General features: G+C 71.7%; 11 protein-coding genes. 9 read left to right on the top strand and 2 right to left on the bottom strand.

The annotated features are described in order from the left end of the window. Positions 1-19: 19 nt before the first annotated feature. The 5 genes from IF11_RS38945 (at position 20) to holA (ending at position 5,967) form a co-directional block, all read left to right on the top strand. Entirely contained in the window at positions 20-1,030 is a 1,011-nt protein-coding gene (locus IF11_RS38945; RefSeq protein ID WP_078490726.1) for a ComEA family DNA-binding protein, read from the top strand. After that, positions 1,027-3,546: a ComEC/Rec2 family competence protein gene (locus IF11_RS0116340; protein WP_030352335.1), complete on the top strand. Its 2,520-nt coding sequence runs from the start codon at positions 1,027-1,029 to the stop codon at positions 3,544-3,546. The genes IF11_RS38945 and IF11_RS0116340 overlap by 4 nt, the downstream gene beginning before the upstream one ends. Before the next feature lie 155 nt (positions 3,547-3,701). Further along, the gene (locus tag IF11_RS0116335; protein ID WP_030352334.1) at positions 3,702-4,586 is read left to right on the top strand and encodes a YceI family protein; all 885 of its coding nucleotides are present in this window, start codon (positions 3,702-3,704) and stop codon (positions 4,584-4,586) included. Positions 4,587-4,671: 85 nt separating this feature from the next. Next, on the top strand, positions 4,672-4,917 hold the full coding sequence (locus IF11_RS0116330; protein ID WP_030352333.1) for a hypothetical protein: 246 nt from the start codon (positions 4,672-4,674) through the stop codon (positions 4,915-4,917). Between the two features lie 63 nt (positions 4,918-4,980). Beyond that, positions 4,981-5,967, top strand: a complete 987-nt coding sequence (gene holA, locus IF11_RS0116325; RefSeq protein WP_030352332.1) for a DNA polymerase III subunit delta — start codon at positions 4,981-4,983, stop codon at positions 5,965-5,967. 204 nt (positions 5,968-6,171) lie between these two features. Here holA and rpsT read toward each other — a convergent pair whose 3' ends face one another. Then, the gene (gene rpsT, locus IF11_RS0116320; protein WP_030352331.1) at positions 6,172-6,438 is read right to left on the bottom strand and encodes a 30S ribosomal protein S20; all 267 of its coding nucleotides are present in this window, start codon (positions 6,436-6,438) and stop codon (positions 6,172-6,174) included. 203 nt (positions 6,439-6,641) lie between these two features. Here rpsT and lepA point away from each other — a divergent pair, with 203 nt between their 5' ends. Next, positions 6,642-8,510 carry a translation elongation factor 4 gene (lepA, locus tag IF11_RS0116315; protein ID WP_030352330.1) on the top strand — a complete coding sequence of 623 codons (1,869 nt, stop codon included), beginning with the start codon at positions 6,642-6,644 and terminating at the stop codon, positions 8,508-8,510. A 259-nt stretch (positions 8,511-8,769) separates the two neighbouring features. Then, positions 8,770-10,659, top strand: coding sequence for an AMP-dependent synthetase/ligase (locus IF11_RS0116310; protein ID WP_030352329.1), 1,890 nt, complete (start codon positions 8,770-8,772; stop codon positions 10,657-10,659). A 45-nt stretch (positions 10,660-10,704) separates the two neighbouring features. On the opposite strand, the gene IF11_RS0116305 is transcribed toward IF11_RS0116310, so the two are convergent. Next, positions 10,705-11,289 (bottom strand): response regulator, encoded by a 585-nt coding sequence (locus tag IF11_RS0116305; protein ID WP_030352328.1) that lies wholly within the window; start codon positions 11,287-11,289, stop codon positions 10,705-10,707. A gap of 271 nt (positions 11,290-11,560) precedes the next feature. Between IF11_RS0116305 and IF11_RS0116300 the strand changes: the two genes are divergently transcribed. Both IF11_RS0116300 and hemW read left to right on the top strand, forming a co-directional pair. Next, on the top strand, positions 11,561-13,588 hold the full coding sequence (locus tag IF11_RS0116300) for a SpoIIE family protein phosphatase (RefSeq protein ID WP_030352327.1): 2,028 nt from the start codon (positions 11,561-11,563) through the stop codon (positions 13,586-13,588). Positions 13,589-13,651: 63 nt separating this feature from the next. Further along, positions 13,652-14,795: radical SAM family heme chaperone HemW (gene hemW, locus IF11_RS0116295; protein WP_030352326.1), on the top strand; the 1,144-nt coding region annotated here is incomplete at its 3' end.

Below are 14,795 nucleotides of genomic sequence, written 5' to 3'. Positions count from 1 at the left end.
GTGCCTACCGTCTTGTGGCATGGCTCTCCGAACACGCTCCGTAACCTCTGTCACCAGCGGCCCCGGCCGTGCCCTGGGCTCCGACGGCCGGGCCCGCCATGGGCGCCATGGCCGACCCGGCGGTGTACGAACCCGCCCGCGTACGGAGCTGCCGCGCGTCGGCGGCGCGGGCGGTACGACCCCGGTCCTGGACACCATGCCGCCCGCTGCCCCGGACCCGCCTCCTGCCCGGACGGATGTGCGCCGCCGTGCGGAGGCGCTCTTCGCCGGTGCGACATCCGGGACGGGTGGTGGCAACGGCACCGTGACGCGCGGGGCGGACGCGGCCGTGGTGTCGGACGCGGACCGGGCGGGGCGTCGGCGCGCGTGGGCGCTGTCCGCCCTGCGCGAGCGGCTGCCCCTGTGGGTACAGCTCAGATGCGGTCTGGAGCCCCGGACCCTGGCGGCGCTCGCGGTGGTTCTGGTGGTGGGCGTGATCCTGGCCGGTCATCACTTCTGGAGCGGTCGGCCGGGGACCGTCAAGGCTCCGGAGAACGTCGGCGCGGAGGCCGTGATCCCCAAGGCCCCGCCGGAGACCTTGCCCTCGCCCACACCGTCGGACCGTGTCGTCGTCGATGTGAGCGGGAAGGTGCGGCGGCCCGGAGTTCTGCGGCTGCCCGCAGGGTCACGGGTCGCCGACGCACTGCATGCCGCCGGGGGAGCGAAGCCCGGCGCGGATCTGACCGGGCTCAACCGGGCGCGGGTGCTGATGGACGGCGAACAGGTCCTGGTGGGCGGCCCCGCTCCACCGGGGGCGGGCGTCGGCACGGGCGCGGCCAATGGCGCCCCGGCCGCGGCGGGGCCGGTGAGCCTCAACGCCGCCACGCCCGAACAGCTCGACACGCTCCCCGGCGTCGGTCCGGTGCTCGCTCAACACATCATCGACTACCGGGGCAGGCACGGCGGTTTCCGGTCCGTTGATGAACTGCGCGAGGTCAACGGCATCGGGGAGCGCAGGTTCGCGGACCTCCAGTCCCTTGTACGGCCATGACGCGCCCGGTGGTTCACGCGACGGCCGGCCACCGCCTGGGGTCCGCCAACCCCCACCAGGAGGCGCCGGCCGACCTCCGGCTGGTCCCGCTCGCCCTGGCGGCGTGGGGCGCGGCGGCCCTGGCGCTGGGAACCCCGGGGCGCTGGACCGCCCTCGGCGTGCTCGCCTGTCTGCTGGGTGCCGGTCTGCTGCTGGTGTGGCCCGGTGCCGGGCCGGATCGAGCGGGCGAGCGAGGGGGCGAGCGACAGCCCAGGCGACGGCTCAATGGGGTGGCCGTCGCGGGGGTGCTGCTGTGCGCCGCCGCCGGGGCGGCGTCCGCCGGGCTGCACGGCGCCGATCCGCACCGGGGGCCCGTCCCGGACCTCGCGGAGCGGTACGCCCGTGTCACCACGGAGTTGACGGTCACTTCCGACCCCCGGCCCACGCGTCCCAAGGTCCGCGGGGATCGGATCGCGGGTGGCGGGTTCGTCCTGGACGCGGACCTCACCCAAGTGATGACGCCCCGGGACGGGACCACCACCGGCCGGACGCCCGTCCTGGTGATCGTCGCGCCCGGTGAGCACTCCGGCCGATGGCAGCGCCTGCTGCCCTCCACGCGGCTGCGGTTGACCGGGAAGCTCGCGCCTCCCTTGCGCGAGGACGACCGCTACGCCGCGGCGTTACGGGTGGAGGGGACGGGCCCGCCGCCGGTCATCGGAGAGCCAACCCGCGTACAGCGCACGGCCGGAGAGCTGCGCGCCGGGCTGCGTGAGGCCACCGAGGGACTGCCGCCCGATGCCCGTGCCCTGCTGCCGGGGCTGGTCGTCGGCGACACCTCACGGGTCCCGCCCGAGCTGCACGACGCGTTCGCGGCGACCGATCTGCTGCATCTGATGGCCGTCTCCGGAAGCAATCTGACGATCGTGCTCGCTCTGCTGATCGGGCCGGCCGGGCTGGCGATCAGAGCCGAACGGCGCGGGCTCGCCCCGCGTCTGGGGATCTCACTGCGGTCGACGGCGCTGCTCGGTGGCGCGCTCACGCTCGCCTTCGTGGTTGTCTGCAGGCCGGAGCCCAGTGTGCTGCGGGCCGCCGCCTGCGGGGCGATCACTCTCCTCGCCATCGGTACGGGCCGGCGCAGAACCCTGCTTCCGGCGCTGGCGGCCGCCGTACTGCTGCTGGTGCTCTACGACCCCTGGCTGGCCCGGAGTTACGGCTTCCTCCTCTCCGTACTGGCCACTGGCGCCCTGCTCACCATCGGGCCGCGGTGGAGCGCGGCGCTGATGCGGCGCGGGGTACCGCCACGGCTCGCGGAGGTGCTGGCCGCGGCAGGCGCGGCGCAGGCGGTGTGCGCGCCGGTGGTGGCCGTGTTCGCGGCCAGGGTCGGGCTGGTGGCGATCCCCTGCAATCTCTTCGCCGAACTGGCGGTGGCCCCGGCCACGGTCCTCGGCTTCGCCGCGCTCGCCGTGGCGCCCGTGGCGATGCCCGTGGCCGAGGTGCTGGCCCGCTGTGCGGGGTGGCCGGCCGGGTGGATCGCGTCCGTCGCGCGCGCCGGCGCGGCCCTGCCGGGCGCGGAGGCCGCCTGGCCCGGCGGCTGGCGCGGGGGGCTGCTGCTCGCCGTGGTGACGGTCCTCGTCCTGCTCGCCCTCCGGCGCGTCCCGCGCCATCCCTGGACGGCCGCCGTCTGCGCCGTACTGCTGCTGCTCGCGGTCCTGCGGCCGCCGCCGCTCACCCGGATCGTCACCGGATGGCCGCCGCCGGGATGGACGTTCGCGATGTGCGACGTCGGTCAGGGCGACGCGGCCGTGCTCGCGGCGGGCGACTCCACGGCCGTGGTCGTGGACGCGGGACCCGACCCCGGGCCCGCCGACCGCTGTCTGCGGGATCTCGGCGTCACGCGCGTCCCGCTGCTGGTGCTCACCCACTTCCACGCGGACCATGTCGCGGGGCTGCCCGGCGTCCTGCGGGGCCGGGCGATCGGCGCGATCCAGACGACGGTCTCCGAAGACCCCCCGGAACAGGCCGCGTTCGTACGGAGAACGGCGGCCGGGGCGCGCGTGCCCGTCGTCCGCGCGCGGCCGGGCGAGCAGCGGCGGATCGGACCGCTGACCTGGCGGGTGCTGTGGCCACGGGCCGGGACGGCCCCGGCGGCCGGGGAGCCGAACGACTCCAGCGTCACCCTGTTCGTACGGGTCGCCCGGGGCCCGACGCTGCTGCTCCTCGGCGATCTCGAACCACCCGCCCAGCGGGGCCTGTCGCGTGACTATCCGACGCTGCCACCGGTGGATGTGCTGAAGGTGGCCCACCACGGCTCGCCGTTCCAGCACCCGGGGCTCCTGCGTGACATACGCCCTCGTCTGGCCCTCATCTCGGCGGGGCGGGACAACCCGTACGGACACCCCTCGCCCCGTACCGTCGACGCGCTCCGCGCCGGGGGAGCGGCGGTGCTCCGTACGGATACGGACGGAGCGATCGCGGTAGTGGGAGCCGGGGCCGGGCTACGGGCCGTGCCCCGAGGACGACTGCTTAACAACGGGTGACAATCGACTCCGCGAAGTCCTGTACCAGTCGGTACGTTTGCCTCGAACAACGCAAGGGTGATCGAATGCCTATTCGTCATGGGTCGCCGCCCCAGACGACGACGTCTCCCGTGCGCGGCCCCGCCAGAGCCCGAACGCACAGGGGTACGTACACCATGATCAGCCGCCTTCTAGGCCGACGGACGGCCGCTCATCAGCGAAGCAACCCGCTCGCCGGGCTCTCGGTGCCCTCGGGCGCGGGGCTGCTCACCTGCCGGGTGCTCGACCCCGTCAACGAGCCTGTCGGGCAGGCCGAGTTCACGGTGAGTGACAGCGGTGGCCGCAAGATCGTGAGTGGTGAGACTGACCCCTTCGGGCTGATCGTGGCGATGGTGCCCTTCGGGGAGTACCGGCTCGCCATCTCGGCCGAGAGCTTCTCCCCGTACCGGGGCAATGTGTCGATCACCGACGGCGCGGAGCCCAGCGGACTCGGGGACATCACGCTCCAGGTGGCCCCGTCGCTTCCGCTGCCCGCGCCCGGTGACTGGGAGATCGAACCGGCCCATTCCCGGATCGGGTTCATCGCCCGTCATATCGGACTGGCCCGGGTCCACGGCCGGTTCGACAACTTCGCCGGCGCGATCAGGATCGGCGAGACGATGGACCGGTCGGCGATGCATGTCGTCATCGGCGCCGCGTCGATCGACACCAGCGTGCGGATGCGCGACGACCATCTGCGCTCCGCCGACTTCCTCGACGTGGAGAACTTCCCGACGCTGGAGTTCTACAGCGACCGCTTCGTCCACCGCGGCGGCAACAACTGGGCGATCACCGGAGCGCTCACGCTTCATGGCGTCACCCGTACGGTCACACTCGACGCCCAGTACCTCGGTATCGGCAACGGCATGGAGGGCGAGACCCGCGCCGCCGTCCGCGCCACCACCGAACTGCACCGCGAGGACTACACCGTCAACTGGCAGTCGATGCTGGCGCGCGGCATCGCGGTCGTCGGCTCCAGCATCAAGATCGAGATGGATATCCAGATCATCCCCAAGAGCTGACGACAGAGCTGACGCCGGAGCCGACGCCGGAGCCCACGACCGGCCTCGGCCCGCTCCTCCCCGGGCGGACTGGAAGAATGCGGTCGTGAGCGATGTGAGACATGTGCTGGTGTTGCCCGACCGCGATGCCGCGGAGGAGGTGGCGCGGGCGCTCGGCGAGCGATTCGGCGCGGCCGAGGAACCGCGGCTGGTACGGGACGCCCTGGCCGGCGAGGACGACGCCGAGGACGCCCAGTGGCTGGTCGTCGTGGAGGACCCCGAGGCCCGGATGGACGCCGAGGCCCTGGACGCGTTCGTGGCGGACTGGGACGGCTGGCGGGAAGCCCCGTAGCGCCCACCGCGCGGTGTCACCGGCCGCCCCGGCTGTCAGTGGCCCGTGCGATGCTGGACCGCGATGGCCACCAGAAAGACTTCTTCCGACGACCCGCTCGCCCCGCTCACGCTCGCCGTGGGCCAGGAGGACCTGCTGCTCGACCGCGCCGTGCAGCAGGTGGTGGCGGCGGCCCGCGCCGCCGACGCCGACACGGACGTACGCGACCTCACCTCCGACCAGCTCCAGCCCGGCACCCTCGCCGAGCTGACCAGTCCGTCGCTCTTCGCCGAGCGCAAGGTCGTCGTCGTACGGAACGCGCAGGACCTCTCCGCCGACACGATCAAGGACGTCAAGGCGTATCTCGACGCCCCGGCCGAGGAGATCACGCTCGTTCTGCTGCACGCCGGAGGCGCCAAGGGCAAGGGCCTGCTGGACGCCGCGCGCAAGGCGGGGGCCCGTGAGGTCGCCTGCCCCAAGACGACCAAGCCCGCGGAGCGGCTCACCTTCGTACGTTCCGAGTTCCGCGCGCTGGGCCGCTCGGCCACGCCCGAGGCCTGCCAGGCGCTGGTCGACTCGATCGGCAGCGATCTGCGGGAGCTGGCGAGCGCCGTGTCCCAGCTCGCGGCGGATGTCGAGGGCACGATCGACGACGCGGTCGTCGGCCGCTACTACACGGGCCGCGCCGAGGCGTCCAGCTTCAATGTCGCCGACCGCGCCGTGGAGGGCAGGACCGCCGAGGCCCTCGAAGCGCTGCGCTGGTCGCTGTCGACCGGGGTGGCGCCCGTACTGATCACCAGCGCCCTCGCCCAGGGGGTACGGGCCATCGGCAAGCTCTCCTCCGCGCGCGGCGGCCGGCCCGCCGATCTCGCGCGTGAGCTGGGGATGCCCCCGTGGAAGATCGACCGCGTGCGCCAGCAGATGCGCGGCTGGACCCCGGACGGGGTGGCGACGGCGCTGCGGGCGGTCGCCGATGCCGACGCGGGGGTCAAGGGGGGCGGTGACGACCCGGAGTACGCGCTGGAGAAGGCGGTCGTCGCGATCGCCCGTGCCGCCCGGTCGAACCGGTAACCACCACACGAGCGCATACGAGCGCGCGTACGCCGAAGGCCCCGGTGACCCGTCCTGGGGAGGACGGGGCCGGGGCCTCGACGTCAAAGCCGGTGAACTCGCACCCGCGTGGCGAACGCAGTCGCGTACGAGCTCGGGGACGCCGGTCAGGAGCGGTAGAGAGGGCCCGCTGAGTCCCGTCCGGCGGTCAAATCAAGAGAGCGCTCAGCCCTGGAGGGAGGCAACCTTGGCAGCCAGCGCCGACTTCTTGTTGGCGGCGGCGTTCTTGTGGATGACACCCTTCGAGGCAGCCTTGTCGAGCTTGCGGGACGCCTCACGAGCGGCCAGCGAGGCCTTCTCGACGTCGCCCGCGGCAGCGGCCTCACGGGCCTTGCGGATCGCGGTCTTGAGCGACGACTTGACAGCCTTGTTGCGCAGGCGTGCCTTCTCGTTGGTCTTGTTCCGCTTGATCTGGGACTTGATGTTCGCCACGAAAGAGCCTTTTCAGGTTCGGTGAATCTTGACTGAGCCGTCCCGCGCCGAGACGGCACGAGACACAGCTGTTCAGGCTACCAGTCACCCTCCGACCGGCCCAAACCGGGCGCAGTCCCGTACCCGTGGGACCATGGAGCCTACGTATCGATCCGAGTCGACCCGAGACGAGACGCCGCGCGTCTCAAGAATCAGGACCCTGCGTGCCCGCGACCCCTCTCCACGTGCCCGAGCCGAGCCGTACGGACCCGGCCCTGCTCCGCAACTTCTGCATCATCGCGCACATCGACCACGGCAAGTCGACGCTCGCCGACCGGATGCTCCAGCTGACCGGAGTGGTCGACCAGCGGCAGATGCGCGCCCAGTACCTCGACCGGATGGACATCGAGCGCGAGCGCGGCATCACGATCAAGTCTCAGGCGGTCCGGCTGCCCTGGGTTCCCCGTACGGGTGAGGGCGAGGGCACGACGCATGTCCTCAATATGATCGACACGCCGGGCCACGTGGACTTCACCTATGAGGTGTCCCGTTCGCTCGCGGCCTGTGAGGGCACGGTCCTTCTGGTGGACGCCGCCCAGGGCATCGAGGCGCAGACCCTCGCCAACCTCTATTTGGCGATGGAGAACGACCTCACCATCGTCCCGGTGCTCAACAAGATCGATCTGCCGGCCGCCCAGCCGGAGAAGTTCTCCGAGGAGCTGGCGAACCTCATCGGCTGCCAGCCGGAGGACGTTCTCAAGGTCTCGGCGAAGACCGGCGTCGGCGTGGACGCGCTGCTCGACCGCGTGGTCAAGGACGTCCCGCCGCCGGTCGGTGTCGCGGACGCGCCCGCCCGCGCGATGATCTTCGACTCCGTCTATGACTCCTACCGCGGTGTCGTCACGTACGTACGTGTCATCGATGGCCAGCTCAACAAGCGCGAGCGGATCCGGATGATGTCCACCGGCGCCACCCACGAGCTGCTGGAGATCGGGGTCTCCTCGCCGGAGATGACCCCGGCCGACGGCCTCGGTGTCGGTGAGGTGGGCTACATCATCACCGGTGTGAAGGACGTACGGCAGTCCAAGGTCGGTGACACGATCACCACCCTCAACAAGGGGGCGACCGAGGCGCTCGGCGGCTACAAGGACCCCAAGCCGATGGTGTTCTCCGGCCTCTATCCGCTGGACGGCTCGGACTACCCCGAGCTGCGCGACGCCCTCGACAAGCTCCAGCTCAATGACGCGGCCCTGGTCTACGAGCCGGAGACCTCCGCGGCCCTCGGCTTCGGCTTCCGCGTCGGCTTCCTGGGGCTGCTGCACCTCGATGTGATCCGGGAGCGCCTGGAGCGCGAGTTCGGGCTCGATCTGATCGCCACCGCCCCCAACGTGGTCTACCGCGTGCTGATGGAGGACGGCAAGGAGCACACGGTCACCAACCCGAGCGAGTTCCCCGAGGGCAAGATCGACTCGGTGCACGAGCCGGTCGTACGGGCCACGATCCTCGCCCCGAGCGAGTTCATCGGCTCGATCATGGAGCTGTGCCAGGCCCGTCGCGGCACGCTGCTCGGCATGGACTACCTCTCCGAGGACCGGGTCGAGATCCGCTACACGCTGCCGCTCGCCGAGATCGTCTTCGACTTCTTCGACCAGCTGAAGTCCAAGACCCGGGGCTACGCCTCGCTCGACTACGAGCCCACCGGCGAGCAGACCGCCCAACTCGTCAAGGTCGACATCCTGCTGCACGGCGACAAGGTGGACGCCTTCTCCGCCATCACCCACCGGGACCAGGCGTACGCGTACGGTGTCCGGCTGGTCGCCAAGCTGCGCGAGCTGATCCCGCGGCAGGCCTTCGAGGTGCCCATCCAGGCGGCCATCGGCTCGCGGGTCATCGCCCGCGAGACGATCCGCGCCATCCGCAAGGACGTCCTCGCCAAGTGCTACGGCGGTGACATCTCCCGGAAGCGCAAGCTGCTGGAGAAGCAGAAGGAGGGCAAGAAGCGGATGAAGATGGTCGGCAGCGTGGAGGTCCCGCAGGAAGCCTTTATCGCGGTGCTCTCCAGCGACGAGTCCGGCGGCAAGGCGAAGAAGTAGGAGCGGAGGAGTAGTAGCACGGCGTGATCCATCGGCATGGACACGGACAGGACGGGCCCCGCGCTGTGGCGCAGGGGCCCGTTCGCGTTGACCGCGCCCCCTGGGGCGGGTTCGTTATGAAGCGGCGCCTCGCTGCCCCTTACGTACCGGGCGGGTGGCCTCTAGGCTGATCACCGAGCCTAGTTACTCGTCGGTTAGTTACTCGCCAGTCACACAATCAGGTCAGTCACGCAGCGCTGCCGCGGGCCCGGAGGATGTCGTGAGCGACACACAGAACTTGATCGAGAACCGGCCGCCCTCCGTGGCGACCCTCTTCATTGAGCGCGTGAGCGCCACGCCGGACGCGGAGGCCTACCGCTTCCCCGTACCCGCGCCGGCCGGCCGGGGCCCCGACGAGTGGCGCTCACTGAGCTGGAGCGAGGCCGCCGAGCGGGTGTACGCCATCGCCGCCGGCCTGATCGCGCTGGGCGTACGGCCGGAGGAGCGCGTCGCGCTCGCCTCGTCCACCCGGGTCGAGTGGATCCTCGCCGACCTCGGAGTGATGTGCGCGGGCACCGCGACCACCACGGTCTACCCCTCGACCAACACCGAGGAGTCGGCGTACATCCTCGCCGACTCCGAGAGCCGGGTACTGATCGCCGAGGACGCCGCCCAGCTCGCCAAGGCGCGCGAAAGCCGGGCGGAGCTGCCGCATCTCGGTCATGTCATCGTGATCGACGCCGCCGACGCGCTCCCCGCCGAGGGCGACCCGGAGGGCTGGGTGCTCTCGCTGGCCGATCTGGAGGCGCGCGGCACGGAGTATCTGGTCGCGCACCCGGAGACGGTCAAGGAGCGGGTCGCGGCGATCACGGCCACCCAGCTCGCCACGCTGATCTACACCTCGGGCACCACCGGCCGGCCCAAGGGCGTACGGCTGCCGCACGACAACTGGTCGTACATGGCCAAGGCCACCGCCGGCACCGGACTGATCACCAAGGACGACGTCCAGTACCTGTGGCTGCCGCTCGCCCATGTCTTCGGCAAGGTACTGACCTCCGGACAGATCGAGGTCGGGCATGTCACCGCCGTGGACGGGCGCGTCGACAAGATCATCGAGAATCTGCCGGTGGTCCAGCCGACCTATATGGCGGCCGTGCCGCGGATCTTCGAGAAGGTCTACAACGGGGTCGCGGCCAAGGCGCGGGCCGGCGGCGCCGCCAAGTACAAGATCTTCCAGTGGGCCGCCGGGGTCGCCCGCGAGTACGCCAAGGTCTCCCAGGACAACTTCCGGCGTACGGGCACGGCCTCCGTACCGTTCGCCCTCGGCGCCAAGCACAAGGCAGCGGACGCGCTCGTCTACGCCAAGCTGCGCGAGGCGTTCGGCGGCCGGCTGCGCGCCGCGGTCTCCGGCTCCGCCGCGCTCGCGCCCGACATCGGCTACTTCTTCTCCGGCGCCGGGATCCACATCCTGGAGGGCTACGGACTGACCGAGTCCAGCGCCGCCAGCTTCGTCAACCCGGGGGAGGCGTACCGCACCGGCACGGTCGGCAAGCCGCTGCCCGGCACCGAGGTACGGATCGCCGACGACGGCGAGATCCTGCTGCGCGGCCCGGGGATCATGGCCGGATATCACAGGCTGCCGGAGAAGACGGCGGAGGTACTGGAGCCCGACGGCTGGTTCCACACCGGCGATATCGGCGAGCTGTCCCCCGACGGCTATCTGCGGATCACCGACCGCAAGAAGGACCTGATCAAGACGTCGGGCGGCAAGTACATCGCCCCCGCGGAGGTCGAGGGCCAGTTCAAGGCGGTGTGCCCGTTCGTCTCCAACATCCTGGTGCTCGGCGCGGACCGTAACTTCTGTACGGCGCTGATCGCGCTCGACGAGCCGGCCATCCTCGGCTGGGCCGCCGAGAACGGCCTGACGGGCAGGACATACGCCGAGGTGGTCGCGTCCCCGGCGGCCGAGCGGCTCATCGCCGGCTATGTGAAGCGGCTCAACGAGGGCCTCCAGCGCTGGCAGACCATCAAGAAGTTCCGGCTGCTGCCGCGCGATCTGGACATCGAGCACGGTGAGCTGACGCCGAGCCTCAAGCTCAAGAGGCCGGTGGTGGAGCGGACGTACAAGGATCTGATCGAGGAGATGTACGAGGGCTCCCGGGAGTCCTGAGGGCGGCCGTGGAGCTGGGGCCGGCCGGGACTTTCGCCATACGCCCTACTGGCCCCGGCCGCGCCGCAGTTCGTCCAGCGTCTCCTCTATTCGGGACAGTTGCTTCCCCACCGAGTCGAGGCCGGCCGGGGCGCCCCCGCGCAACTCGTCCTCGATCGCTGCCAGCCGGTCCGTGATCTCCCCCAGATGCTCCTGCTCCCTGGCCAGCAGCCGCTCCAACTGGCGGTTCTTGCGGTGCAGATCGAGGAAGACGCTGACCTTGGCACGGAGCATCCACGGGTCGAAGGGCTTGGTCAGGAAGTCCGCCGCGCCCGTGGCGTACCCCCGGAAGGCATAACCGCTGTCGGACTCCGGACCGTTCAGGAAGATGATCGGGATGTCCTTGGCCCGGTCCAGCCGCTTGATCCGGTAGGCGGTCTCGAAGCCGTCCATGCCGGGCATCCGGACATCCAGCAGGATCAGCGCGAACGGCTCCCGCAGCAGCGCCCGCACCGCCTCCTCGCCCGAACGGGCCCGTACCAGCGGCTCGTCCAGCGAGGCGAGGACCGCTTCCAGTGCGACGAGGTTGTCCTCCAGGTCATCGACGATCAGGATGCTCGCGCGGTCCGTGGTGGCTGTTGTCCTGCTCATCCCGCTCCCCTTGTCCGGCCCCCGCGTTCAGGCCAGGGAGGCAAGAATGCTCTGTGCGAAGCGTTTTGGCACGTCCTTCCGGCGGTTTGGCCCCGTGTCGCCACCGCACCGGCCGGGCTCCCCGCCGTACCACCGCAGATACGGCGGGTGTGCTTCCGGTTCATGGTCAAATCTTGCCCACTTCCATGACTCGGCGCGTATGAGCGGGCTCCGTCTGTCACTCTGTCGGGATCGTAAGCGGCACAACGCCAGAACCGGATCAGGAGCCGCAGTGGGGCGCATTCCGATCCCGCGCGAGACCCTTCATCTACCGGCATCCCAGGTGCCGTTACGGAGGGACACGCGGTCGACATCACGTACCAGCCTGCCGGGCAACCCGCTGGCCCCGTCCGCCGCACGCCGCTTCACCCGCGCGGCGCTGGCGGACTGGACCAGTCTCGGGCTGCTCACCACCTGTACGTTCTGCCAGGGGGACGAGGGCTGTTCCCCGGGGGAGCACAGCACCGATCTGCTCGCGGACGACGCGGTGCTGATCGTCGACGAACTCGTCACCAACGCGGTGGTGCACGCGGGCACCACCGTCGATCTGCTCTGCCGGCTCGAAGACCCCGGCGAGGACGCCTCCGGGACCCCGGATGGGGAGGGCGAGGAGCCCGCGGCCGTGGTCCTCGAAGTCTCCGACCACCACCCCGCGCGCGCCATACAGAGCGACGCGACGGGACAGGCACCGGCCGGCACCCCCGAGTACGGCCGCGGGCTGCAACTGGTCGCCGCGCTCGCCGAACGCTGGGGCATCACCTATCGCTCCGGCCTCAAGACCGTCTGGGCCCGCCTCCCGCTCGAAGGCCGGGACCCGGGACAGGACCAGGGGACCGAGCCCGCCCTGCGGCGCGGGCTGCGCGCCGCCGAGATCCTCGCGCCGGCGACGCGTCGTACGGTGCGCGACGACCCCGAGTGGACCGGCCGGGGCGCCCTCTCGTTCCTCGCCGAGGCGTCCGAGCTGCTCGCCGGGCAGCTGGACGAGGATCTCGTCGCGGCGCTCGCCGGACAGCTGCTGGTGCCACGGCTCGCGGAGTGGTGCGCGGTCTGGCTGGACGGCGAGGGCGGACAGCAGGGCGCGGCGCCCCGGCTGGCGCGGGTCTGGCACGCGGACGAGGCCAGGATCGAGCCGCTGCGCCGGATCCTGGAGAAGGAGCCGCCGCGGTTACCGGTCTCGCCGAGGGGCGGTCCGGTGCGGATGCCCTGGCCGGGCGCGGGTTCCGGGGCGGGTGCCGACTCGGGCTCCGGCTCCGGTCCCGACTCCGGGGCGGCGCTCGCCTGTCGGCTCGTCGCGAACGGGCGCGCGCTCGGCACGCTGCTGCTCGGCAGGCCGGGGCGGGGCCCGGTCCCCGACGAAGTGACCGCGCTCATCGAGGACTTCGCGCGCCGCGTCGCCCTCGCCATTGGCGCGGCCCGCCGCTACACCCGTCAGGTCACCATCAGCCGGGTCCTGCAACGCGGACTGCTGCCCAGCCAGGTGGCGCGCATCCCGGGCATCGCCAGCTCACTGGTGTACGAGCCGAGCGACGACGGTCTGGCGGGCGGCGACTTCTACGACGTCTTCCCGTGCCCGCCGGGCGACCGCTGGTGCTTCATGCTCGGCGACGTCCAGGGCAGCGGTCCCGAGGCCGCCGTCGTCACCGGCCTGGCCCGTCCCTGGCTGCGGCTGCTCGCCCGCGAGGGCTACCGCGTCGGCGCGGTCCTGGACCGGCTGAACCGGCTGCTCCTGGACGACGCGACGGAGGCGGCCGAGTCCGCGTCCCTGATGGTCGCGGCCTCTGCCGCGTCCGGCGTGTCCTCCCTGCCGGCGACCCCGCCGTCACCGTCCGAGGGCAGCCAGGCCCGCTTCCTGTCCCTGCTGTACGGCGAGCTGATGCCACTGCCGGGCGCGGGCGGCGCCGTACGGTGCACCCTCGCCAGCGCCGGCCATCCACTGCCGCTGCTCCTGCGGCCGGACGGGACGGTACGCCCGGCGGCGGAGCCGCAGCTGCTGCTCGGGGTCGTCGAGCAGGTCGCGTACGAGAGCAGCACGTTCGACCTGGAGCCCGGCGACACCCTGCTCTGCGTCACCGACGGCGTCACGGAGCGCCGCTCCGGCCGGCGGATGCTCGACGACGGCGACGGCCTCGCGCGGGCCCTGGCGGGGTGCGTGGGGCTGACGGCGCAGGGCGTCGCGGAGCGGATACGGCAGGTGGTGCACGACTTCGACGAGTCGCCGCCGGAGGACGACGTGGCGCTGCTGGTGCTCCAGGCGACCTGAGCCGCCCGACCCGGTGGACCGGCACCGGCCCGGTCCACCCGTCGCGTACGGGACACTGGGGGCATGCCTTCCGCACTGCCCGACGGCGACCCCATGCCCGAGACCGGCGCGCTGCCCCCGCACGCCCTCGCGGGCGCGGCGGACCGGCCTCTCGGCTTCTACCTGCACGTTCCGTACTGCGCGACCCGCTGCGGCTACTGCGACTTCAACACGTACACGGCGACCGAGCTGCGCGGCTCGGGCGGTGTCCTGGCCTCCCGTGACAACTACGCGGAGACCCTCGCCGACGAGGTCCGGCTGGCCAGGAAAGTGCTGGGCGACGACCCGAGGCAGGTCCGTACGGTCTTCGTCGGCGGCGGTACGCCGACGCTGCTCGCGGCGGCCGATCTCGTACGGATGCTCGGGGTGATCCGCGACGAGTTCGGGCTCGCGGACGACGCCGAGATCACCACCGAGGCGAATCCGGAGTCCGTGGACCCGGCGTATCTGGCGGCCCTGCGGGAAGGCGGCTTCAACCGGATCTCCTTCGGCATGCAGAGCGCGAAGCAGCACGTACTGAAGGTCCTGGACCGTACGCACACCCCCGGGCGGCCCGAGGCGTGCGTCGCGGAGGCCCGTGCGGCGGGCTTCGAGCATGTGAACCTCGATCTGATCTACGGCACGCCGGGGGAGACCGACGACGACTGGCGCGAATCGCTCGCCGCGGCGGTGGGGGCGGGGCCCGATCATGTCTCCGCCTACGCGCTGATCGTGGAGGAGGGCACCCAGCTGGCCCGGCGCATCCGGCGCGGCGAGGTCCCGATGACGGACGACGACGAGCACGCGGACCGGTATCTGATCGCGGACGAGGTGCTGGCGGCGGCGGGCTTCTCCTGGTACGAGGTGTCCAACTGGGCGACCTCGGAGGCGGCCCGCTGTCTGCACAACGAGCTGTACTGGCGCGGCGCGGACTGGTGGGGCGCGGGTCCGGGCGCCCACAGCCACGTGGGGGGCGTGCGCTGGTGGAACGTGAAGCACCCGGGCGCGTATGCGGCGGCGCTGGCGTCGGGACGGTCGCCGGGCGCGGGGCGGGAGATCCTGACGGCGGAGGACCGCCGGGTGGAGCGCATCCTGCTGGAGCTGCGGCTGTCCGACGGCTGCGACCTGTCACTGCTGGCGCCGGCGGGGCTGGCGGCGGCGGGGCGGGCGGTGGGGGACGGGTTGTTGG

This window comes from Streptomyces scopuliridis RB72 (genome assembly GCF_000718095.1).
GTDB lineage: Bacteria > Actinomycetota > Actinomycetes > Streptomycetales > Streptomycetaceae > Streptomyces > Streptomyces scopuliridis.
The sequence above is the reverse complement of the archived record's forward strand: the minus strand, read 5'-3'. Positions and strand labels throughout refer to the sequence as shown.

What these genes read in the sequence shown, in the direction of transcription:
- IF11_RS38945 (WP_078490726.1), top strand. Translation starts at nt 20, where the DNA reads ATGGCTCTCCGAACACGCTCCGTAACCTCTGTCACCAGCGGCCCCGGC.
- IF11_RS0116340 (WP_030352335.1), top strand. Translation starts at nt 1,027, where the DNA reads ATGACGCGCCCGGTGGTTCACGCGACGGCCGGCCACCGCCTGGGGTCC.
- IF11_RS0116335 (WP_030352334.1), top strand. Translation starts at nt 3,702, where the DNA reads ATGATCAGCCGCCTTCTAGGCCGACGGACGGCCGCTCATCAGCGAAGC.
- holA (WP_030352332.1), top strand. Translation starts at nt 4,981, where the DNA reads ATGGCCACCAGAAAGACTTCTTCCGACGACCCGCTCGCCCCGCTCACG.
- IF11_RS0116305 (WP_030352328.1), bottom strand. Translation starts at nt 11,289, where the DNA reads ATGAGCAGGACAACAGCCACCACGGACCGCGCGAGCATCCTGATCGTC.